The 21,171-nt window shown below is 74.2% G+C and carries 17 protein-coding genes and 1 rRNA gene; 14 read left to right on the top strand and 4 right to left on the bottom strand.

Annotated features, from left to right (window positions below; translation table 11 throughout):
* The first annotated feature begins 10 nt into the window (after window positions 1-10).
* On the top strand, window positions 11-2,503 hold the full coding sequence (gene pheT / locus AB0B41_RS23030) for a phenylalanine--tRNA ligase subunit beta (protein WP_358206541.1): 2,493 nt from the start codon (window positions 11-13) through the stop codon (window positions 2,501-2,503).
* A gap of 12 nt (window positions 2,504-2,515) precedes the next feature.
* On the opposite strand, the gene AB0B41_RS23025 is transcribed toward pheT, so the two are convergent.
* The 3 genes from AB0B41_RS23025 to AB0B41_RS23015 all read right to left on the bottom strand — a co-directional run bounded on the left by AB0B41_RS23025 (window position 2,516) and on the right by AB0B41_RS23015 (window position 6,882).
* On the bottom strand, window positions 2,516-3,169 hold the full coding sequence (locus AB0B41_RS23025; protein WP_358206539.1) for a TMEM175 family protein: 654 nt from the start codon (window positions 3,167-3,169) through the stop codon (window positions 2,516-2,518).
* Between the two features lie 44 nt (window positions 3,170-3,213).
* Window positions 3,214-4,509 (bottom strand): helix-turn-helix domain-containing protein, encoded by a 1,296-nt coding sequence (locus AB0B41_RS23020; protein ID WP_358206537.1) that lies wholly within the window; start codon window positions 4,507-4,509, stop codon window positions 3,214-3,216.
* 255 nt (window positions 4,510-4,764) lie between these two features.
* Window positions 4,765-6,882 carry a DUF2156 domain-containing protein gene (locus tag AB0B41_RS23015; protein WP_358206535.1) on the bottom strand — a complete coding sequence of 706 codons (2,118 nt, stop codon included), beginning with the start codon at window positions 6,880-6,882 and terminating at the stop codon, window positions 4,765-4,767.
* An 81-nt stretch (window positions 6,883-6,963) separates the two neighbouring features.
* On the opposite strand from AB0B41_RS23015, the gene AB0B41_RS23010 reads away from it, so the two are divergent.
* Window positions 6,964-8,010 (top strand): MBL fold metallo-hydrolase, encoded by a 1,047-nt coding sequence (locus tag AB0B41_RS23010; protein ID WP_358206533.1) that lies wholly within the window; start codon window positions 6,964-6,966, stop codon window positions 8,008-8,010.
* A 45-nt stretch (window positions 8,011-8,055) separates the two neighbouring features.
* Here AB0B41_RS23010 and AB0B41_RS23005 read toward each other — a convergent pair whose 3' ends face one another.
* Window positions 8,056-8,733, bottom strand: coding sequence for a DNA alkylation repair protein (locus AB0B41_RS23005; protein WP_358206531.1), 678 nt, complete (start codon window positions 8,731-8,733; stop codon window positions 8,056-8,058).
* An 84-nt stretch (window positions 8,734-8,817) separates the two neighbouring features.
* On the opposite strand from AB0B41_RS23005, the gene argC reads away from it, so the two are divergent.
* The 12 genes from argC to AB0B41_RS22945 form a co-directional block, all read left to right on the top strand.
* Window positions 8,818-9,843 (top strand): N-acetyl-gamma-glutamyl-phosphate reductase, encoded by a 1,026-nt coding sequence (gene argC / locus AB0B41_RS23000; RefSeq protein WP_358206529.1) that lies wholly within the window; start codon window positions 8,818-8,820, stop codon window positions 9,841-9,843.
* Window positions 9,840-10,997 (top strand): bifunctional glutamate N-acetyltransferase/amino-acid acetyltransferase ArgJ, encoded by a 1,158-nt coding sequence (argJ, locus tag AB0B41_RS22995; RefSeq protein ID WP_358206527.1) that lies wholly within the window; start codon window positions 9,840-9,842, stop codon window positions 10,995-10,997. The genes argC and argJ overlap by 4 nt, the downstream gene beginning before the upstream one ends.
* A complete protein-coding gene (gene argB, locus AB0B41_RS22990) occupies window positions 10,981-11,880 on the top strand; it encodes an acetylglutamate kinase (RefSeq protein ID WP_358206524.1) in 900 nt (299 codons plus the stop codon). Before argJ ends, argB begins: the two co-directional genes overlap by 17 nt.
* On the top strand, window positions 11,877-13,055 hold the full coding sequence (locus tag AB0B41_RS22985) for an acetylornithine transaminase (protein ID WP_358206522.1): 1,179 nt from the start codon (window positions 11,877-11,879) through the stop codon (window positions 13,053-13,055). Before argB ends, AB0B41_RS22985 begins: the two co-directional genes overlap by 4 nt.
* On the top strand, window positions 13,055-14,026 hold the full coding sequence (gene argF / locus AB0B41_RS22980; RefSeq protein ID WP_358206520.1) for an ornithine carbamoyltransferase: 972 nt from the start codon (window positions 13,055-13,057) through the stop codon (window positions 14,024-14,026). The genes AB0B41_RS22985 and argF overlap by 1 nt, the downstream gene beginning before the upstream one ends.
* Window positions 14,027-14,039: 13 nt before the next feature.
* Entirely contained in the window at window positions 14,040-14,507 is a 468-nt protein-coding gene (locus AB0B41_RS22975) for an arginine repressor (protein WP_358206518.1), read from the top strand.
* A gap of 34 nt (window positions 14,508-14,541) precedes the next feature.
* Complete coding sequence (gene argG, locus AB0B41_RS22970) at window positions 14,542-15,975, top strand: argininosuccinate synthase (RefSeq protein ID WP_358206516.1); 1,434 nt, start codon at window positions 14,542-14,544, stop codon at window positions 15,973-15,975.
* Entirely contained in the window at window positions 15,975-17,396 is a 1,422-nt protein-coding gene (gene argH / locus AB0B41_RS22965) for an argininosuccinate lyase (RefSeq protein WP_358206514.1), read from the top strand. Before argG ends, argH begins: the two co-directional genes overlap by 1 nt.
* Window positions 17,397-18,068, top strand: a complete 672-nt coding sequence (locus tag AB0B41_RS22960; RefSeq protein WP_358206512.1) for a DNA-3-methyladenine glycosylase — start codon at window positions 17,397-17,399, stop codon at window positions 18,066-18,068.
* 10 nt (window positions 18,069-18,078) lie between these two features.
* Window positions 18,079-19,104 (top strand): iron-siderophore ABC transporter substrate-binding protein, encoded by a 1,026-nt coding sequence (locus AB0B41_RS22955; protein ID WP_358206510.1) that lies wholly within the window; start codon window positions 18,079-18,081, stop codon window positions 19,102-19,104.
* 73 nt (window positions 19,105-19,177) lie between these two features.
* Window positions 19,178-20,449 (top strand): tyrosine--tRNA ligase, encoded by a 1,272-nt coding sequence (gene tyrS, locus AB0B41_RS22950; RefSeq protein WP_358206508.1) that lies wholly within the window; start codon window positions 19,178-19,180, stop codon window positions 20,447-20,449.
* A 629-nt stretch (window positions 20,450-21,078) separates the two neighbouring features.
* Window positions 21,079-21,171 (top strand): 16S ribosomal RNA (locus AB0B41_RS22945); the annotation flags it as partial.

Raw genomic sequence — 21,171 nt, 5'->3', positions numbered from 1 at the left:
GGAGTATTCGGTGCGAGTCCCCCTGTCCTGGCTGCGCGACCACGTCGCCGAGGTCCCCGCGGACGCGGAGGCGGTGGGCGAGGCCTTGGTGCGCGTCGGCCTGGAGCTCGAGGAGATCCACGGGACGCCGGAGCTCACCGGCCCGCTGACCGTCGGCCGGGTCGCGGAGATCGAGGAGCTCACCGAGTTCAAGAAGCCGATCCGGTTCTGCCGGGTCGACTTCGGCGACACCACGCGCGAGATCGTCTGCGGCGCGCGGAACTTCGTGGTCGGCGACCTGATCGTCGCCGCGCTGCCCGGCGCGGTCCTGCCCGGTCCGTTCCCGATCTCGGCGCGGAAGACCTACGGCCGCACCTCGGACGGCATGATCTGCTCCGCCAGGGAGCTGGGCCTCGGCGCGGACCACTCGGGTATCCTCGTGCTGCCGCCGGGCACCGCCGAGCCCGGCACGGACGCGCTCCCGCTCCTCGGTGTCGACGACCCTGTCGTCGAGCTGGCCATCACCCCGGACCGGGGCTACTGCTTCGCCGTGCGCGGGATCGCGCGCGAGCTGGCCGCGTCGCTCGGCGAGGACTACACCGACCCCGCGCGACGCGTGCGGGTCCCCGAGGCAGAGGGCCCGGCCTGGCCGGTCCGCATCGCCGACGAGGCCGGCTGCCCGCGGTTCGTCACCCGCCGCGTGACGGGCGTCGACGCCAGCGCGCCCACCCCGTGGTGGATGCAGCGCCGGCTGCTCGCCGCCGGCATGCGCCCGATCTCGCTGACCGTCGACGTCACCAACTTCGTGATGCTCGACCTCGGCCAGCCGATCCACGCCTACGACGCGACCCGGCTGCAGGGCGAGATCGTGGTGCGCCGGGCCGAGGCGGGGGAGAAGCTCCGCACGCTCGACGACGTCGAGCGCACCCTCGACCCGGACGACCTGGTCATCACCGACGACTCCGGCCCGATCGGCCTCGCCGGCGTGATGGGTGGCGCGTCCACCGAGATCCCGCTCGACAAGACCGGGTCGGTCGACGTCGTGATCGAGGCCGCGCACTTCGCGCCGACCGTGATCGCGCGCGCCGCCCGCCGGCACAAGCTGCCCAGCGAGGCGTCCAAGCGCTTCGAGCGGGCCGTCGACCCGCAGCTCCCGCCGATCGCGGCCGAGGCGGTCGCGAACCTGCTGGTGGAGCACGGCGGCGGCCGGATCGAGCCGGGCCGCACGGACGTCGGCGCCGCGCCGGTGCTGCCCCCGGTCCGGATGCCGCTGGACCTGCCGGACCGCACCGCGGGCGTGACCTACGAGCGCGGGGCAACGGTCGCGCGGCTCACCCAGGTCGGCTGCGCGGTGGAGCTGGAGACCGGCGGGGACGGCCGGGCCGGCTCGACCACCCTGGTGGTCGCCACGCCGCCGTCGTGGCGGCCGGACCTGGACCTGCCCGCCGCGCTGGTCGAGGAGGTGCTGCGGCTCGAGGGCTACGAGACCATCCCGTCGACCCTGCCGCCGGCGCCGGCCGGGCGCGGGCTCACCCCCGCCCAGCTGCGCAAGCGGGCCGTGTCCCGCGCGCTGGCCGAGGCCGGACACGTCGAGGTGGAGCCGTTCCCGTTCGTCGGCGACGCGGCGTGGGACGCCCTGGGCCTGCCCGAGGACGACGTCCGGCGGCGGACCGTCACCGTGGCCAACCCGCTCGACGCCGATCGCGACCGGCTCGCGACGACGCTCCTCCCGGGCCTGCTCGAGACGCTGGTGCGCAACAAGGCCCGCGGGTTCGACGACCTCGCGCTGTACACGCTCGGCCAGGTCGTGCTGCCGCACCGCAATCCCGTGCCGATGCCGGACCCGGGCGTCGACCGGCGGCCGACCGACGCCGAGATCGCGATGATCCGGGCGGCCCTGCCGGCGCAGCCCGTGCACGTCGGTGTCGTGCTGTCCGGGGACCGCGAGCCGCGCGGCTGGTGGGGTCGCGGGCGCCCGGCCGGCTGGCAGGACGCCATCGAGGCGGGCCGGCTCGTCGGTGCCGCCGCGGGCGTCGAGCTGCGGGTGACCAAGGCCGAGCTGGCGCCGTGGCACCCCGGGCGGTGCGCCGCGCTGCGGGTCGGGGAGTGGGTCGTCGGGCACGCCGGCGAGCTGCACCCCAAGGTTGTCGAGGCGCTGGGCCTGCCGCCGCGCACCTGTGCGATGGAGCTCGACCTCGACGCGATCCCGATGCAGGACGCGCGGCCGGCGCCGCGGATCTCGCCGTACCCGCCGGTCTCGGTCGACGTCGCCCTGGTCGCGGCCGAGACGGTCCCGGCTGCCGAGGTGGCCGCGGCCCTCACCGAGGGCGGCGGCGAGCTGCTCGAGGAGGTCCGGCTGTTCGACGTCTACACCGGTGCGCAGGTCGGCGAGGGGAACCGCTCGCTCGCCTACGCCCTCCGGTTCCGGGCGGCGGACCGCACGCTGACCAACGAGGAGGCGAACGCGGCCCGGGACGCCGCCGTTGCCCTCGCGGCGGAGCGCGTCGGGGCCGTCCTGCGCTGAGGCCCCGCCGGCTCAGACGTCGTCCCGGCCCGTGATGCCCAGCCTGTTCGTGATGCGGTCCCCGATGAACGGCACCACCGCCCAGACCGCGAACGCCCACAGGTCGAGCACCAGGAACAGCGGGATGGACACCAGGAAGGCGAAGCCGGTGATCGCCGACGGCACCCAGCCGTACCGGACCATCCGCCAGGGCGTACCGGGCACGAACGACCGGGTGCGGGCGAGAACCACGAGGATGACGGCGAACGTGCCGATCTGCACCGTCTCGGCGAGGGCGTACACGGAGAACCGGGCGAAGTCGACCTGGTCCTCGGCGATGAACCGCGTGAAGAACGGCGTGAGCACGATGATCAGCAGCCACAGCATGTTCAGCCAGGTCAGCGGCAGGGTGGCCCGCGCCACGTAGCGGAACACCCGGTGGTGGGTGATCCAGTGCCGGGCGATCACGGCGAAGCTGATGAGGAAGGCCAGGTACTCGCCCCGGTGGGCAGCGAACCCGGCCGCGAGCTCCGCGGCGGTGTCGCCCTGGGGGACCTGCAGGTCGATCGCCAGCAGCGTGATCGCGATCGCCACGACGGCGTCGGAGAAGAAGGTGAGGCGTTCGGCCGCACCGCGCTCGGTCGGCGCGAACTCGTCCTCGGTCCCGTGCGCGGACGCGTCGGCCATGGGCGGACTCTAGCGATCTCCGCCCGGTGCGCACAGACGTCGAGCTACAGCCCCTGAACGCCCAGCGGGCCGTCCGCGGCGGACGCGGCAGGGTCCTGCCCGACGGCGTCGAACGCCCGCATGATCTCCAGGGCGATCATCAACATCCAGCCGGAGCCCTCCACCGTGCCCCCGAGCAGGTCCTCGGCCTGCTTGACGCGGTAGGCCACGGTCCCGGGAGAGACGTGCAGCTGGTCCGCGGCGGCCGCCCGGCTGCGGCCCACGGCGAGGTACGTGGCCAGGGTCTCCCGCAGCCGTCGCGCCTTGGCCGACGCGGCGCACAGCTCGGCGCCCAGGGTGTCGAGCGCGAACCGGCGGGCGTGCTCGGCGTTGGCGGTGAGCAGGCCGGCCACGGAGGACTCGTGGTGGCCGACGACGCCCCCGTGCCCCAGCCCGGACAGCCGCGCGGCCTCCTGCGCGGCGACATGACTCCAGCGGAACCCGCCGACACCCTCGGCGACCGGTCCCACGGCGGCCCGCACCCCGACGGCGAGCGGCCCGCCGGCGCGGACCCGCGCGGCCGGGTCCTCCGCGGGTCGCGCGGGCCAGTGCAACCAGCCCCACAGCGTGGTCGCGGACCGGTGCAGGCCGACCGTCCCGTCGGCGCCGAGGACCCCGGCCAGCCGGCTGAGCTCGCCGTCGAGCCGGACCGCCGGCCGGTCCGCTGTGAGCAGCACGGCGACGTGCCACCCGCCGAGGGAGTGCCCGAGCGCCGTCTCGGCCGCGCCCCGGTCGACCGGCCCGCCGGCCAGGATCTCCTCGACCGCCTCCATCCGCGCCGCCGCGGCCGAGCCCGTCCAGTCGGAGAGATCCGCGGCGTACCGGCGCTCGACGGCGTCACTGAAGGCCTCGACGTAGGCGAACGACTCGGCGGTGAGCGCGCGGGCCTCCGCGGCGGCCTCCGCGGGCGGCACGACGGCCTCGGTCGCGGCCACCAGCGCGTCGAGCGCGGCGAGGTGCGCGGTCCACATCATGCGCAGCAGCCGCGGCAGCGGCACGCCGCCCCGGACGGCGCCACGGACCGAGGCCAGCAGCTCGTCGGGGACGGCGAGGCCGGCCGGCGCCGTCTCCGTGCGCAGCCCGCGCAGCACGGCGAGGAAGCAGCCCTGGCAGGCGCTGAGCAGCTGGCGCACGGTCTCGGCGGTGCGCGGCCCGCCCTCCATGGCCGCCTCGGGCCCGCGCTGGGCGGCCTCCAGGCCCCAGCGCGCGGCGGGCAGGCCCAGGACGGCGACCGTCTCCTCGAAGGTCCGCGGCGCGCACCGGACCTCGACGACCGTCCCGCCGGGTTCGAGCGCGTCCATCCACGTCCGCCCGGCGAGCGGGCGCGGTGCGCCGTGCGCAGGGATCGGGTCCACCTCCGGGTCGGCGTTGCGCCGGGGCGACAAGAGGTCCGAGGGACGTTGGCGTGCGAGGCGAAGAATAACCGCACCGCGATGGTGTCGGATGGTCACGACGGTCCCGGAGGGGACCAGGGCCGTCGACGCGGCCGGGGGCCTCTCGCCGGTGGCCCCGCGGGGCAGGGCACGGCTCCGCGGGGCCTCGCGGCGTCGTCACGCCTACGCCCGGGCGAGCCGCAGGAGCTCGCGGGCCGAGGTGTCCGGCAGGTAGGCGCGGGTCAGCGCCACGCCGACCCGCGGCAGGTCCGCCTCGTCGCGGAACACCAGGTGCATCGGCTCGTACCGCGGCTGGAACTTGGCCTTGAAGGCGTGCAGCGAGCGGAAGCCGTACAGCGGTTCGAGCCGGGCGCCGAGCGTGTCGAGGAGCCGGTCGAGCACCGCGGTGTCGCCGGAGGTGTCGGTACGGGCCAGCGGCGCCCCCGAGAGCGAGACGACCGCCGCCCCCTCCTCGCGGAAGGCCAGGCAGGCCGACGCGATGAGGAACTCGACGACGGGCCGGAACCCGCCGTCGCGCCGCCGCATGACGTCGAGCGTCCAGCCAGTCACGGTGCCACCCGGCGCGTACACCGGCAGCCACGACGTCACGCCGTGCACCAGGCCGTCGGCGTCGACGGCGAGGCCGACCCGGACGTGCGGGTCGAGCGCCTCGTCGACGCCGCCGAGGGTGAAGCCCATCTCCGGCAGGCCCTTGCCGCCGACCCACTGCTCCGAGAGCTCCCGGACCTGGTCGACGATGGCGTGCCGCTCGTCGGCGAGCCGGACCAGCCGGTGCGTGATCCCCTGCTTGCCCGCCTTGTTCAGCGCGGAGCGCACGTCCTGCCAGGCCTTGCCGCGGAACTCCAGCTCCGGCAGGTCGACGAGGGTGTCCTCGGCGACCTGCGCGGTGAACCAGCCGGCCTCCCGCGCCGCGCGGGCGGTCCGGTCCGAGGCGGAGAAGAGGCACGGGATGAGTCCGGCGGTCTCGCTGCGCACCCCGAACTCCTCCAGGGCCGCGGCCTTGTCCGGCCCGATCGGGTCGCCGAGGCCGACCGCCACGCCGGCGTGCCGCTGGAACGCCACGCAGGAGTCGCCGTCGGCGGTCACGAACCACTCGTTGTCCGGCCAGGTGGCCATCCAGGAGACGGTGCCGCCGCCGTGCTTCTCCAGCAGCGTCACCGCGGTGCCGCGGTCCGCCACGCCGCCGACCGCCCGCCGCGCCCGGCGCGAGGGCACCCGCCACGCCCGCCGCCCGACCAGCAGCAGCACGAGCAGCGCCGCCCACGCGAGCCGGTCGGCCACGAACATCCCCGGCTGGTCGAGGACGGCCTCGGCGTCCTCCAGGACCGCCGCCAGCACGAACACCACACCGGCCAGCAGCCCGACGGCCACGTTGAGCCCCGCGAGCCCCACGGCCCACCGCCACGCCACGCGCCGGCCCTTGCGCAGCCCGTTGACGAGCAGGGCCGCACCGACGACCGTGATCGCCAGGTCGAGCCAGCTCGCCTCCGGGTCGCCGGTCGGGCCGAGCGGACCGTCGTTGGGCAGCAGGAAGCTCAGCACGGAGCCCGCCGCCATGAGCACCAGCAGGAACACCGCGAGCAGCCGCCACTCCCGGCGGCTCGGCCGGGTGGCCGGCACCGCCCGGGCGCGGACCAGCCGCGGCCCCACGACCAGTGCGATCAGCACGGCCACGAGGTGCTCGAGGTCCGCCAGCGAGCCGAGGTAGACCGCCGACGCGAGCACGTAGAGGGCCAGCGCGAGCCGCAGCCGCAGGCGCCACGGCGGGCGCAGGGTCGCGCTCGTCACCGCGAGCGCGGCGAGCGCCCCGGCCGAGAACCCGACGTCGAGCAGCCGGCTGGTGGCCTCCGCCCACGGCCAGCCGGTGCCGCGCACCACGAGCAGGAAGCCGAGCGCGGTGAGGATGCCCACCAGCTGCCCGGCGACGGCGGTCAGCGCGGCGAGCCCGGTCCCCAGCCGCCACTCCGCCCAGCCCACGAAAAGCGCGAAGCTGCCGGTCATCGCGAGGTAGAAGGGCGGCACTACGGCGAGGAACGGGCCGGTCACCAGCGTCCACCACCGGCCGTTCTCCAGCGCCGGCACGCCGTAGGCGACCCAGGGGTACCAGGCCTGGTCGGCCGCGGCCCGCCAGAAGGCGCCGGTGGCGAACCCGGCCACGATCATCACGACCACGACGGTGCTGGTGAAGGGGGTGCGGCGGACCAGCGTCGCGACCCTGGACGCCAGCGGGGCGAGGGCCGGGACGCCCCGGGCCGGGCGGGCCGTGGTGCCGTCGGTCATCGTCGCCTCCCGCGGCGGGTGCCGGGTCCGCCGTCGTCTGCGTGCTGTTCGGGGGATCGGGAGCGGCGTTACGGTGCGGCGATGTGCGACGGACATGCGACCCGGGCCGAGGTCGCGCAGGGCGTCCCCCGTCCCGCCGAGGGCCCCGCGGTCGACCCGATCCACCTCCGGCCCGTCGACTCGGTGCGGATCACCACGCTGGTGGAGAACGTGTTCGACGCCCTGCTCACCGGCGACGAGCGGGTCTCGCGCGTGGGCCTCGGGGCGGGCCGGGCCACCGCGGCGCAGTTCGTGGGCGGCGCGGCGGACGTCGGGCTGATGGCCGAGCACGGGTTCGCCGCGCTCGTCACGGTGCGGCGCGGCACGGCGACCACCTCGCTGCTGTTCGACGCCGGCCTCTCGCCGGACGCGCTGGTGGTCAACGCCGGGCGGGTCGGCGCCCACCTCGACGCCGTCCAGGGGATCGTGCTCAGCCACGGCCACCCGGACCACGCCGGCGGGCTGGCCGGGCTCGCCGGCCGAAAGGGGACCCGCACGCTGCCGATGGTGCTGCACCCGGCCGCATGGACCCGGCGCCGGTTCGCGGTTCCGGGCGGTGAGACCCGCGAGCTGCCGACGCTCAGCCCGCGGGCGCTCGCGGGCGAGGGGTTCGAGCTGGTCGAACGGCGGGTCCCGTCGGTGCTGCTCGACGGCGCCGTGCTGATCACCGGCGAGGTGGACCGGACCACGGAGTACGAGCGCGGGATGCCGCCGGCGCACCAGGCGTGGACCGGGTCGGCCTGGGAACACGACGCCGCCGTGGTCGACGACCAGGCGCTGGTGGTGCACGTGAAGGACAAGGGGCTGGTGGTGCTCACCGGGTGCGGGCACGCAGGAGCGGTCAACATCGTCCGGCACGCGCAGCGGCTCACCGGCGTCCCGGAGCTGTACGCGCTGCTCGGCGGGCTGCACCTCGGCGGCCCGTACTTCGAGCCCGTCATCCCACCCACGGTGGCGGCCCTGCGCGAGCTGGCCCCCGCGGTGCTGGTCCCGGGGCACTGCACCGGCTGGCGGGCCCAGCACGCCCTGGCCGCCGCCCTGCCCGATGCCTGGATCGCCCCCAGCGCCGGCAGCACCTACACCCTCTGAGCGCGAGTCGGCGGTCTCGCGCGACCGGAAGTGCCGACTCGCGGGCTAGAGGTGCTTGAGGGCTTCCTTGCGGGACAGGGGTGAGAGCTCGGGGTGGGTGTCGACGAACTCGCGCACCCACAGCGGGTCCGTGCGGGCGTGCTGGCGCAGCGCCCAGCCGATCCCCTTGCGCAGGAAGAAGCCCTCGTCCTTCAGGCTGGCCTCGATGGCGTCGGCGAGGAGGTCGACGTCCGTGTCCCCCTTGGACTGCAGCTGGCAGAGGATCGCGGTCCGGCGCAGCCACGGGTCGGGGTCGGTGGCCCAGCGCCGCATCACCGGCGTCACGTGCACGGGATCGGCCCGCAGCACCGGCCCGACCAGGCGGGACGCGATCTCGTCGACGTGGTCCCACCAGGCGCCGCTGACCACCCAGTGCCGGTAGCGGGGGAGCCACTCCGCGTCCGGCCAGCGCGCGTAGTCGCGGTACCCCGCGAGCGCGGTGGCCAGGTAGCGCTCCTCACGGAACTCCGCGCCGTCCCACAGCGCGTCGGCCGTGGCGGCCAGTGCCCCGTGCGTGGGCGGCGGCTGGGCCTGGACGCCCTCGCGGAGGATCCGGGCCCGGACCGGCTGCGGCACGCCGCGGAAGGGCATGTCCGACTTCATGTACGCCTGCATGACGGGCGCCGCCTCCGGGTCCGCGGCCGCCTCGAGCCCGGCGCGCAGCGCGTCGGCCAGGGTGGTCATGAGATCAGCCTAAGCCCGCGCGCCACTCTTCCGGGGAGGTGAAGGGGAACGCCTTTGCATGAGATTTCACGGCAGTGCATAATCTTGCGCGTGGTACGGATCGCGGTGGCGGGAGCCAGTGGGTACGCCGGGGGAGAGCTGTTGCGGCTCCTCCTGCCGCACCCCGAGGTCGAGATCGGTGCGCTGACGGCGGGCGGCAACGCGGGGCGACGACTGGGCGAGTTCCAGCCGCACCTGCTGCCGCTGGCCGACCGCGTCCTCGAGGAGAGTACGGCGGAGGTGCTCGGCGGGCACGACGTCGTCTTCCTCGCGCTGCCGCACGGGAGGTCCGCGGAGATCGCGGCGCAGCTCGGGGACTCCACCCTGGTGATCGACTGCGGCGCGGACCACCGGCTGCAGGACGCCGACGCGTGGGACCGCTGGTACGGCGGCGAGCACGCCGGCCACTGGCCGTACGGCCTGCCCGAGCTGCCCGGCGCGCGGGACGCGCTGCGGGGCACCACCCGGGTCGCCGTGCCGGGCTGCTTCCCGACGGTCTCCTCGCTCGCCCTCGCGCCGGCCCTCGCGGCCGGGCTCGTGGGCCCCGAGGTCGTGATCACGGCCGTCACGGGGACGTCGGGCGCGGGCAGGTCGCTCAAGCCGCACCTGCTCGGTGCCGAGGTGATGGGCTCGCTCTCCGCCTACGGGGTGGGGGGCGTGCACCGGCACACGCCGGAGATCGCGCAGAACCTGTCGGGGGTGTCCGGTAGGCCCGTCTCCGTGAGCTTCACCCCCGTCCTCGCGCCCCTTCCCCGGGGCATCCTCGCGACCTGCACCGCGCCCCTGACCGGCGACGGCGCGCAGGCGCGGGAGGTCTACGACAAGGCCTACGCGGCCGAGCCCTTCGTGCACCTGCTGCCCGAGGGCCAGTGGCCCACGACCAAGGCCACGCTGGGGTCGAACACGGTTCACCTGCAGGTGGCGGTCGACGCCGACGCGGGCCGGCTCGTGGTCGTCGCCGCGATCGACAACCTGGCCAAGGGCACCGCCGGCGGGGCCGTCCAGTGCATGAACATCGCCCTGGGCCTGCCCGAGATCACCGGCCTGCCGACCACGGGGGTCGCGCCGTGAGCCTCACCCGACCCCGGGGTTTCCGGGCCGCCGGGGTCACCGCCGGGATCAAGGCCAGCGGCAAGCCGGACCTGGCCCTCGTCGTCAACGACGGGCCCGAGCAGACCGCCGCTGCGGTGTTCACCCGCAACAAGGTGAAGGCCGCCCCGGTGCTGTGGTCCCAGCAGGTCATGACCACCGGCACCCTGAGGGCCGTCGTCCTCAACTCCGGCGGGGCCAACGCCTGCACCGGCCCCGAGGGCTTCCAGACCGCCCACGCCACGGCGGAGAAGGCGGCCGAGGTGCTGGGGGCGGGCGCGATCGACGTCGCGATCTGCTCCACCGGCCTGATCGGCGCCCAGCTCCCGCGGGACGTGGTGCTGGCCGGGGTCGAGAAGGCCGCCGCGGCCCTGGAGGCCACGCCCGACGCGGGCCTGGCCGCCGCCACGGCGATCATGACCACGGACACCGTCGCCAAGCAGGCCCTGTCCGAGCAGGCGGGCTGGTCGGTCGGCGGGATCACCAAGGGCGCCGGGATGATCGCGCCCTCGATGGCCACGATGCTGTCCGTGCTGACCACGGACGCGTCGGCCGACGTCGCGACCCTGGACCGCGCGCTGCGGGCCGCCGTCCGGGTCAGCTTCGACCGGCTCGACGTCGACGGCTCGATGTCCACCAACGACACCGTGGTCGTCCTGGCCTCCGGGGCCTCGGGCGTCACGCCGTCGGAGCAGGACCTGACCGCCGCGCTCACCGAGGTCGCCAAGGACCTCGCGAGGCAGATGCAGGCGGACGCCGAGGGCGTCACCAAGCGGATCCTCGTGCGGGTGACCGGGGCCGCGAGCGAGGACGACGCCGTGGTGATCGCCCGGACCGTCGCCCGGGACTCGCTGGTCAAGACGGCGCTCTTCGGCTCCGACCCCAACTGGGGCCGGATCGCCGCGGCCGCCGGCTACGCCGACGCCGACCTCGACCCCGAGAAGCTCGACGTCTCGGTCAACGGCGTCACCCTCTGCCGGGGCGGCGTGGCGGCGGGGGACCGCGGGCTGGCCGACCTCTCCGGCGAGGACGTCCTCGTCGAGGTGGAGCTGGGCCTGGGGTCCGGCGAGGCCGAGATCCTCACCACCGACCTCTCGCACGCGTACGTGGAGGAGAACAGTGCCTACTCCTCCTGAGACGCCGGGGCGCCTGAAGCGGGCCGGGGAGAAGGCCGGCGTGCTGGCCGAGGCCCTGCCCTGGCTGCAGCGCTTCCACGGGCAGGTCGTCGTGGTCAAGTACGGCGGCAACGCGATGGTCGACGAGGAGCTGAAGCAGGCGTTCGCGCAGGACATGGTGTTCCTGCGGCTCGCCGGCATCCACCCGGTCGTCGTGCACGGCGGCGGCCCGCAGATCAGCGCGATGCTGAAGCGGCTCGGCCTGCCGGGCGAGTTCCGCGGCGGGCTGCGCGTGACCACCCCCGAGACGATCGACGTCGTCCGGATGGTGCTGGTCGGGCAGGTGGGCCGCGAGCTCGTCGGGCTGATCAACCAGCACGGGCCGTACGCCGTCGGGCTCTCGGGCGAGGACGCCGGCCTGTTCACCGCCGAGAGGCGCACCGCGCTCGTCGGCGGCGAGCCGGTGGACATCGGCCTGGTCGGCGACGTGGTCGAGGTCAACCCGGCCGCGGTGCTCGACATCGTGAAGGCCGGCCGGATCCCCGTGGTCGCGGGCGTGGCCCCGGGTGCGGACGGGCAGGTCTACAACATCAACGCCGACAGCGCGGCCGCCGCGCTGGCGGCCGCCCTCGACGCCGCCAAGCTCGTCGTGCTCACGGACGTCGAGGGGCTGTACGCGAACTACCCGGACCCCGAGTCGATCATCTCCGCGCTCACCGCGGCCGAGCTGGAGCCGATGCTCCCGGAGCTGGAGAGCGGGATGGCGCCGAAGATGGAGGCCTGCCTGCGCGCGGTGCGGGGCGGGGTGCCGCAGGCGCACGTGATCGACGGCCGCGTGCCGCACTCCGTGCTGCTCGAAGTGTTCACCAGTGAAGGCGTCGGAACGATGGTGGTGCCGGAATGACCAGCTACGCCGAGCGGTGGCAGCACGCGCTCATGAACAACTACGGCACCCCGCCGCTCGCGCTGGTGCGCGGTGAGGGCGCCGAGGTGTGGGACGCCGAGGGCAACCGCTACCTCGACCTGCTCGGCGGGATCGCGGTGAACTCCCTCGGCCACGCCCACCCCGCCGTCGTCGAGGCCGTGACCCGGCAGATCTCCACGCTGGGCCACACCTCGAACCTCTACATCACCGAGCCGCCGCTGCAGCTCGCCGAGAAGCTCCTGGAGCTGCTCGGGCAGGAGAGCGCGCGGGTGCTGTTCTGCAACTCGGGCGCCGAGGCCAACGAGGCCGCGTTCAAGATCACGCGCCGGACCGGCCGGACGAAGATCGTCGCCTGCGAGAACGCCTTCCACGGCCGGACCATGGGGGCGCTCGCGCTCACCGGCCAGCCGGCCAAGCGCGAGCCGTTCGAGCCGATGCCGCCGGGCGTGGTGCACATCCCCTTCGGCGACGTGGAGGCCCTGGAGGCCGCCGTCGACGACACGACGGCCGCGGTGTTCCTCGAGCCGATCCTCGGCGAGGCCGGCGTGATCGTGCCGCCGGAGGGCTATCTCGCCGCCGCCCGGGAGATCACCTCCCGCCACGGCGCCCTCCTGGTGCTGGACGAGATCCAGACCGGCATCGGCCGCACCGGCGCCTGGTTCGCGCACCAGGCCACCGGGGTGGTGCCGGACGTCGTGACCCTGGCCAAGGGCCTCGGCGGCGGGCTGCCCATCGGCGCCTGCATCGGCATCGGCGCGGCCGCGGGCCTGCTCGAGCCCGGCCAGCACGGCACCACCTTCGGCGGCAACCCGGTGAGCTGCGCCGCGGCGCTGGCCGTGCTCAGCACGATCGACAACGACGGGCTGCTCGAGCACGTCGACCGGTTGGGCAAGGAGATCCGCGCGGGCATCGAGGGGCTCGGCCACCCGCTGGTCACGGACGTGTCCGGCGCCGGCCTGCACATCGGCGTCGGCCTCGACCAGCCGGTGTCCGCCGCGGTGGCGGCGAAGGCCCGGGACCGGGGCTACCTGGTCAACAACGCGGTGCCCACCCGGGTGCGGCTCGCGCCGCCGCTGGTGCTCACCGAGGCGCAGGCCCAGGGCTTCCTGAAGGAGCTGCCCGGGATCCTCGACGAGTCCGGCGGGACCGTCTGATGAGCGTCGTGGGCGGTCCGGCGCGCGGCGGCGGGAAGGGCAGGCCGCGGCACTTCCTGCGGGACGACGACCTGTCGCCCGAGGAGCAGGCCGAGGTGCTCGCCCTGGCCGCGGACATGAAGGCGGACCGGTTCGCGCACCTGCCGCTGATCGGCCCGCGGCCGGTGGCGGTGCTGTTCGACAAGTCGTCGACCCGGACCCGGGTGTCGTTCGAGGTGGGGATCACCCAGCTCGGCGGGCAGCCGGTGATCCTCGACGCCGCGAGCAGCCAGCTCGGCCGCGGCGAGACGATCGAGGACACCGCCCGGGTGCTGTCCCGGTTCGTCGACGCCGTGGTGTGGCGGACCGCGGGTCAGGCCCGGCTCGAGGCCATGGCCTCGGCGTCGCGGGTGCCGGTGGTCAACGCGCTCACGGACGAGTTCCACCCCTGCCAGGTCCTCGCCGATCTGCAGACGATCCGGGAGCGGTTCGGCCGCACGGCCGGGCTCACGCTCGCCTACCTCGGCGACGGCGCCAACAACATGGCCCACTCGCTGCTGCTCGGCGGCACGCTCGCCGGGATGCACGTGCGGATCGGGGCACCCGCGGGCTTCACCCCGGACCCGGACATGCTGCGGGACGCGAAGGCCCACGGCTCGGTGACCGGCGGGTCCGCCGAGGTGGTGGCCGACCCGGTCGCCGCGGTCGAGGGGGCCGACGTGGTCGTCACCGACACGTGGGTCTCGATGGGCCAGGAGGCGGACGGGCTGGACCGGGCGGCGCCGTTCCGGCCGTTCCAGATCAACGCGGAGTTGCTCGCCCACGCGAACGAGCGCGCGATCGTGCTGCACTGCCTGCCCGCGCACCGCGGCGACGAGATCACCGACGAGGTGCTCGACGGGCCCGCCAGCGCGGTCTGGGACGAGGCGGAGAACCGGCTGCACGCCCAGAAGGCCCTGCTGGCGTGGCTGATGGACCCGGCCCGCGGATGACGGCGGTGTGGCGATGACCGCGGCCACCCGAGTGGCCCGCCAGGCCCGGATCGTCGAGATCATCGGCCAGCAGGCGGTGCGCAGCCAGGCCGAGCTGCTCACGCTGCTCGACGCCGAGGGCATCGGCACCACCCAGGCCACGCTCTCCCGGGACCTCGACGAGCTCGGCGCGGTCAAGGTCCGCGGTGCGTACGTGATCCCGGACGACGGGAGCCCGGTCCGCGGCCTGGCCCACACACCCGAGGGCGGCACGGCTCGGCTGTCCCGGTTGCTGGGGGAGGTGCTCGTGTCCGCGGACGCGAGTGGCAACCTTGCCGTCCTGCGCACCCCGCCCGGCGCGGCCCACTACCTGGCGAGCGCGCTTGACCGTGCCGCCCTGAACGACGTCGTCGGCACGATCGCGGGCGACGACACGGTCCTGCTGGTGGCCCGCGAGCCCCTCACCGGGGCCCAGGTCGTCGCGCGACTGCTCGAACTCTGACCCTGCGCGTTTCTGATCAAGGAGAACCATCGAAGTGAGCAAGGTCCTGACCTCCCTCCCGAAGGGCGAGCGCATCGGCATCGCCTTCTCCGGAGGCCTCGACACCTCCGTGGCGGTCGCCTGGATGCGCGACAAGGGCGGGATCCCGTGCACCTACACCGCCGACCTCGGCCAGTACGACGAGGCGGACATCTCCGGCGTCCCCGACCGCGCGAAGCAGTACGGCGCCGAGATCGCCCGCGCGGTCGACATCAAACCCCAGCTGGTCGACGAGGGCCTGGCGGCGCTCGCGTGCGGCGCCTTCCACATCCGCTCCGGGGGCCGGACCTACTTCAACACCACGCCGCTGGGCCGCGCCGTCACCGGGACGCTGCTGGTGCGCGCCATGCAGGCGGACGGCGTGAACATCTGGGGCGACGGCTCGACCTTCAAGGGCAACGACATCGAGCGGTTCTACCGCTACGGCCTGATGGCCAACCCCGAGCTGCGCATCTACAAGCCGTGGCTCGACGCCGACTTCGTCCAGGAGCTGGGCGGGCGGGACGAGATGAGCCGGTGGCTCACCGCCCACGGGCTGCCCTACCGGGACTCGGCCGAGAAGGCGTACTCCACGGACGCGAACATCTGGGGCGCGACCCACGAGGCCAAGACCCTCGAGCACCTCGACGTGTCCCTGGAGACCATCGAGCCGATCATGGGCGTGAAGTTCTGGGACCCGTCGGTCGCGATCGAGGCCGAGGACGTCACCGTCACGTTCGAGGCAGGGCGGCCGGTGGCGATCAACGGGAAGCGATTCGACGACCAGGTCGACCTCGTCCTGGAGGCCAACGCCGTCGGCGGGCGGCACGGCCTGGGCATGTCGGACCAGATCGAGAACCGGATCATCGAGGCCAAGTCGCGCGGCATCTACGAGGCGCCCGGGATGGCGTTGCTGTTCGCCGCCTACGAGCGGCTGCTCAACGCGATCCACAACGAGGACACCCTCGCGAACTACCACTCCGAGGGCCGCAAGCTCGGCCGGCTGCTCTACGAGGGCCGCTGGCTGGACCCGCAGGCGCTGATGATCCGCGAGTCGATCCAGCGCTGGATCGCCTCGCTGGTGACCGGCACCGTCACGCTGCGCCTGCGCCGCGGGGACGACTACACGGTCCTGAACACCGAGGGGACCGGCTTCTCCTACCACCCGGACCGGCTCTCGATGGAGCGCGTGGAGAACGCCGCCTTCGGGCCCACGGACCGGATCGGCCAGCTCACCATGCGCAACCTCGACATCGCCGACTCCCGTGCCAAGCTGGAGGCCTACGCCGACCAGCCGGCCGAGCAGGGGACGGTGCTCGTCGAGCACGGCACGCTGTTCGGCGAGCTGCCCTCGGGCGGCTTCGACCGGATCGCCGCCACCGACCGGGCCGGCGAGCGCGAGTCGGAGAAGTCCCTCGACGCCGCAGCCCTGGAAGCGGGGAACGACTGATGGCGGGCTCCGGGCTGTGGGGCGGGCGGTTCAGCGGCGGCCCGGCGGACGCGCTGGCCGCGCTGAGCAAGTCCACGCACTTCGACTGGCGGCTCGCGCCGTACGACATCCGCGGCTCGAAGGCGCACGCCCGCGTGCTGCACCGGGCCGGGCTGCTCAGCGACGACGAGCTGGACGGGATGCTCGAGGCGCTGGGCAAGCTCGCCGCGGACGTCGAGTCGGGCTCGTTCGGGCCCGCGCCCGGCGACGAGGACGTGCACAGCGCCCTGGAGCGCGGCCTGATCGAGCGGGCGGGGCCCGACCTGGGCGGCAAGCTCCGGGCCGGCCGGTCCCGCAACGACCAGGTCGCCACGCTGTTCCGGATGTGGCTGCGCGACGCCGCGCGCCGGATCGCGTCGGGCGTGCTCGACGTCGTCGACGCGCTCGTCACCCAGGCCACCGCCTACCCGGACGCGCCGATGCCGGGCCGCACCCACCTGCAGCACGCCCAGCCGGTGCTGCTGTCGCACCAGCTCGCCGCGCACGCCCAGGCCCTGGTCCGGGACGTCGACCGGCTGCGGGACTGGGACAAGCGGGCGGCGGTCTCGCCGTACGGGTCGGGGGCGCTCGCCGGCTCCTCGCTGGGGCTCGACCCGGAGGCCGTGGCCGCCGAGCTGGGTTTCGACTCGTCGGCCGAGAACTCGATCGACGGCACGGCCGCGCGGGACTTCGCGGCGGAGGCCGCGTTCGTGCTGGCCATGGTCGCGGTCGACCTGTCGCGGCTGTCCGAGGAGGTCATCCTCTGGGCCACCGCGGAGTTCTCGTACGTCACGCTCGACGACGCCTTCTCCACCGGCAGCTCGATCATGCCGCAGAAGAAGAACCCGGACGTCGCGGAGCTGGCCCGCGGCAAGGCGGGCCGCTTGATCGGCAACCTCGCCGGTCTCCTGGCCACGCTCAAGGGACTCCCGCTCGCCTACAACCGGGACCTGCAGGAGGACAAGGAGCCGCTGTTCGACTCCGCCGAGCAGCTCGAGCTGCTCCTGCCGGCCGTCGCGGGCATGGTCGAGACGCTGGTCTTCCACACCGACCGGCTCGCCGAGCTCGCGCCCGCGGGCTTCACCCTCGCCACGGACGTAGCGGAGTGGCTCGTCCGGCAGGGCGTGCCGTTCCGGGTGGCGCACGAGGCCGCGGGCGGCTGTGTCCGGGCGGCCGAGGCGCGTGGCGCCGGGCTCGAGGACCTCACGGACCGCGAGCTGGCCGCCGTGCACCCCGCGCTCACCCCCGCGGTCCGCGAGGTGCTCACGGTCGAGGGCTCCATCGCCTCCCGCGACGCCCGCGGCGGCACCGCGGGCGAGCGCGTCGAGGAGCAGCTCGACGGCCTGCGCCTCGCCTCCGCGGACGCGCGGGCCTGGGTCGGCGCCCCGGCGGTGAGCGGCTGAGTGGCGGCCCCGACCCGGCCCTTGATCGCGCGCGCGGAGCTCGCCACGGACGTGCTCCCCGCGGCGGCCCGGCTCCTGGGCTGTACCGTCGAGGCGGACACGCCCGAGGGCCCGGTGGCGGTGGAGCTCGTCGAGGTGGAGGCCTACCGCGGAGCGGACGACCCGGCGTCGCACAGCTACCGGGGCCGGACCCCGCGCAACGCCGTGATGTTCGGCCCCGCCGGGCACCTGTACGTCTACTTCGTCTACGGCATGCACTTCTGCGCCAACATCACCTGCCTGCAGGACGGTGAGGCCGGCGCGGTGCTGCTGCGCGCCGGGCGGGTGGTGTCGGACCCGGGGATCGCCCGGGTCCGGCGGCCGACCGCCCGGCGGGACGCCGACCTCGCCCGCGGGCCCGCCCGGCTGGCCTCGCTGCTGGGGCTGGGGCGCGAGCACAACGGCGTCGACGTCACCTCGCCGGACTCGCCGGTGCGGGTGGTGGCGGGGGAGCGCGTGCCGGCCGAGCGGATCCGCACGGGGCCGCGCGTGGGCGTCGCCGCCGCGCACGACACGCCCTGGCGGTTCTGGGTGGACGGGGCCCCCGAGGTGAGCCCGTACCGGCCCGGCCGCGTCCGGACCGTGACGTCACGGGGCCGCACAGAAGTGGACACTCAGGAAAGGGCACCCTAACCTTCCTGCCGTGTTCGTCGATCGTCGGCCAGGCCGACTCCTCCCGCTCGTCGGCCTGCTGCTCGCCGGCGCTCTCGTCCTCGCCGGGTGCGGCGGCTCCGGTGGGGAGCAGTCCGGATCGGGCAGCACGGCACCCTCCGGCACGTCGGGTGCCTTCCCGGCGACCGTCACGCACAAGTTCGGCTCCACGACCGTGCCGGCCGCACCGGAGCGCGTCGTCTCGCTGGGCTACACCGACCAGGACGCGATCCTGGCGCTCGGCGTGGTTCCGGTCGCGATCCGCGAGTTCACCGGCGACAAGCCCTCCGCCACCTGGGACTGGGCGCAGGACAAGCTCCAGGGCAAGCAGCCGCAGGTACTGCCCGTCGGCGAGGTCGGCACCGAGACGATCGCGGCGCTGCGGCCCGACCTGATCGTCGGCATCTCCGCGGGCCTGACCCAGGAGCAGTACGACACCTACTCGAAGATCGCGCCGACGATCGCGCAGCCCGCCGGGTTCGTCGACTACGGCACCCCGTGGCAGGACGCGACCCGCCTCACCGGGCAGGCGCTGGGCAAGCCCGCCGAGGCCGACCAGCTGATCTCCGCCCTGGAGGCGAAGTTCGCGCAGGTCAAGGCGGCGAACCCGGCGTTGCAGGGCAAGTCGGTGGCCGGTGTCCGGCCGAGCACGGCGGACAACGCGTCGTTCTTCGTCTGGGGAAGCCAGGACCTGCGCGCCCGCTTCTTCCAGGCGCTGGGCATGACCATTCCGCAGGAGTTCGACCAGCTGGCCGGGTCCAGCTTCTACGCCTCGATCTCCACCGAGGAGATCTCGAAGCTCGACCCGGTCGACTCGATCGTGCTGATCACCGCGAGCGACGCCGAGACGCAGGCCTTCCAGAACCTGCCCGGCTACTCCGGCCTGACGCCGGTCCAGCAGGGCCACGCCTTCACCCCGACGTCGGAGCAGTCCGCTGCGATGTCGTTCTCCAGCGTGCTGAGCCTGCCGGCGCTGCTCGACACGCTGCCGGGCGACATGAACGCGACGCTCGCCTGACGCTCGCCCGACCTGCGGCCCGTCCCCCGGAACCCGGGGGACGGGCCGTCCGCGTATCGGGGAGGATTGGGGCGTGAGCATCCTCGACGAGCTGGAGTGGCGCGGCCTCATCGCGCAGACCACCGATCTCGACGCCCTGCGCAAGGACCTCGAGGGCCCCGAGCCGCTCACCCTGTATTGCGGGTTCGACCCGACCGCCGCCAGCCTGCACGCCGGGCACCTGATCCCGCTGCTCACCCTCCGCCGCTTCCAGGAGGCCGGGGCCCGGCCGATCGTGCTGGCCGGCGGGGCGACCGGGCAGATCGGCGACCCGCGGGACGTCGGGGAGCGCTCGCTGCACAGCGTCGAGACGGTCACGGAGTGGGCCACCCGGATCCGCGGGCAGCTGGAGCGGTTCGTGACCTTCGACGACTCGCCCACCGGCGCGCTCGTGGCGAACAACCTGGACTGGACCGGCAACCAGGGCGTGCTGACGTTCCTGCGGGACATCGGGAAGCACTTCTCGGTCAACGTCATGCTGTCGCGGGAGACGGTGAAGCGCAGGCTGGCCGGGGACGGGCTCTCCTACACGGAATTCAGCTACCTCCTGCTGCAGTCCCAGGACTACCTCGAGCTGTACCGCCGCCACGGCTGCCGCCTGCAGATCGGTGGGTCGGACCAGTGGGGCAACATCGTCGGCGGGGCGGACCTCATCCGCCGGGTGGACGGCGGCACGGCGCACGCCCTGACCACCCCGCTGGTCACGGACTCCGAGGGGCGCAAGTTCGGCAAGTCGACGGGCGGCGGCAACATCTGGCTCGACCCGGAGCTGACCTCGCCGTACGCCTGGTACCAGTACTTCGTCAACGTCTCCGACGCCGACGCCGGCACGTACCTCCGGCTCTTCACCTTCCTGGCCCGGGAGGAGATCGAGGAGCTGGAGAAGGACACGGCCGAGCGGCCGCACCTGCGGCTGGCGCAACGTCGGCTCGCGGAGGAGCTGACCACCCTGGTGCACGGAGCGGACGCCACGGCCCAGGTGATCGCCGCGTCGTCGGCGTTGTTCGGCCGCGGGGAGCTCGGCGGGCTGGAGGCCGGGACCCTCACCGCCGCGATGTCCGAGGTGCCGACCACCGACACCTCGCTCGGGGCGGGCGCAACGATCGTCGACCTCCTGGTGGGTACCGGACTGGTCGAGAGCAAGGGGGCCGCGCGCCGCGCCGTGAAGGAGGGCGGGGCGTACGTGAACAACACGAAGGTCGACGACGAGGAGTGGACCCCGTCGGAGGGGGACCTGCTCGCGGGCGGCTGGCTGGTGCTGCGCCGCGGCAAGCGGAATCTCGCCGGCGTGCGCGTGGAGCGCTGACGACCCGCGAGGTCGCCGAGATCACACGCACGGAATTCGGGCCCGGCACGCACCCACGCGGGGTGTGCCGGGCCCGCCCGCATCCGGGGCCTTCGGGCCCGGGCCACGGCAACCGCGGGCGTCGGCCGCGGCGCGCCGGTCGAGAGGCCGTCGCGAGACGGTTGCCCACAACCCGCCGTTGACCAGCGCGAACACCGAAAGTGACCCCCCGGTTCTCGGGGCCCCGGAGCGGGTGTGTAACTTTCTCTCTCGTCGCCACGGCGGTCAGCACGACAGACCGGGACGGGTTCTCCGGCCCAGAGTCAGACCGCAGGCGGGCGACGACAATCGGTTCGGCCGGGCCCCCTCGGGGCCCGAACGGGCCGGCGCGGGACTTCGGTGCTTGACCCGGCCGAGGGACATGCGTAAGATAGGGGAGTTGCCTCCGAGCGGATCGCTCTGGTAGCGTGACAATCCGAGAAGGAAGCCCCGGATCGAGATCGCGGACGCGGTCGAGTGATGGTGTGTGGGTGTCTTTTGAGAACTCAACAGTGTGTCGAGCTAAGTGTTCTGGTGGTTTTTGTGCCAGTTCATGTTTGGTCTGCTGCCGGGCCCCGTCCGGTGGGTGGACCGTTTGTTGGAGCCAGTTTTTGTTGGAGAGTTTGATCCTGGCTCAGGACGAACGCTGGCGGCGTGCTTAACACATGCAAGTCGAGCGGTAAGGCCCTTCGGGGTACACGAGC

Source organism: Pseudonocardia sp. NPDC049154, from assembly GCF_040648315.1.
Classification (GTDB): domain Bacteria; phylum Actinomycetota; class Actinomycetes; order Mycobacteriales; family Pseudonocardiaceae; genus Pseudonocardia.
Note: the sequence above shows the minus strand (reverse complement) of the source record. Positions and strands in the feature narration are given on the sequence as shown.

Excerpts from the sequence above, each read along its gene's own strand:
- AB0B41_RS22985 (WP_358206522.1), top strand. The coding sequence starts at position 11,877 with ATGACCAGCTACGCCGAGCGGTGGCAGCACGCGCTCATGAACAACTAC.
- AB0B41_RS23025 (WP_358206539.1), bottom strand. The coding sequence starts at position 3,169 with ATGGCCGACGCGTCCGCGCACGGGACCGAGGACGAGTTCGCGCCGACC.
- AB0B41_RS23015 (WP_358206535.1), bottom strand. The coding sequence starts at position 6,882 with ATGACCGACGGCACCACGGCCCGCCCGGCCCGGGGCGTCCCGGCCCTC.
- argF (WP_358206520.1), top strand. The coding sequence starts at position 13,055 with ATGAGCGTCGTGGGCGGTCCGGCGCGCGGCGGCGGGAAGGGCAGGCCG.
- AB0B41_RS23005 (WP_358206531.1), bottom strand. The coding sequence starts at position 8,733 with ATGACCACCCTGGCCGACGCGCTGCGCGCCGGGCTCGAGGCGGCCGCG.
- AB0B41_RS22975 (WP_358206518.1), top strand. The coding sequence starts at position 14,040 with ATGACCGCGGCCACCCGAGTGGCCCGCCAGGCCCGGATCGTCGAGATC.
- argH (WP_358206514.1), top strand. The coding sequence starts at position 15,975 with ATGGCGGGCTCCGGGCTGTGGGGCGGGCGGTTCAGCGGCGGCCCGGCG.
- AB0B41_RS23010 (WP_358206533.1), top strand. The coding sequence starts at position 6,964 with ATGTGCGACGGACATGCGACCCGGGCCGAGGTCGCGCAGGGCGTCCCC.
- AB0B41_RS23020 (WP_358206537.1), bottom strand. The coding sequence starts at position 4,509 with ATGGACGCGCTCGAACCCGGCGGGACGGTCGTCGAGGTCCGGTGCGCG.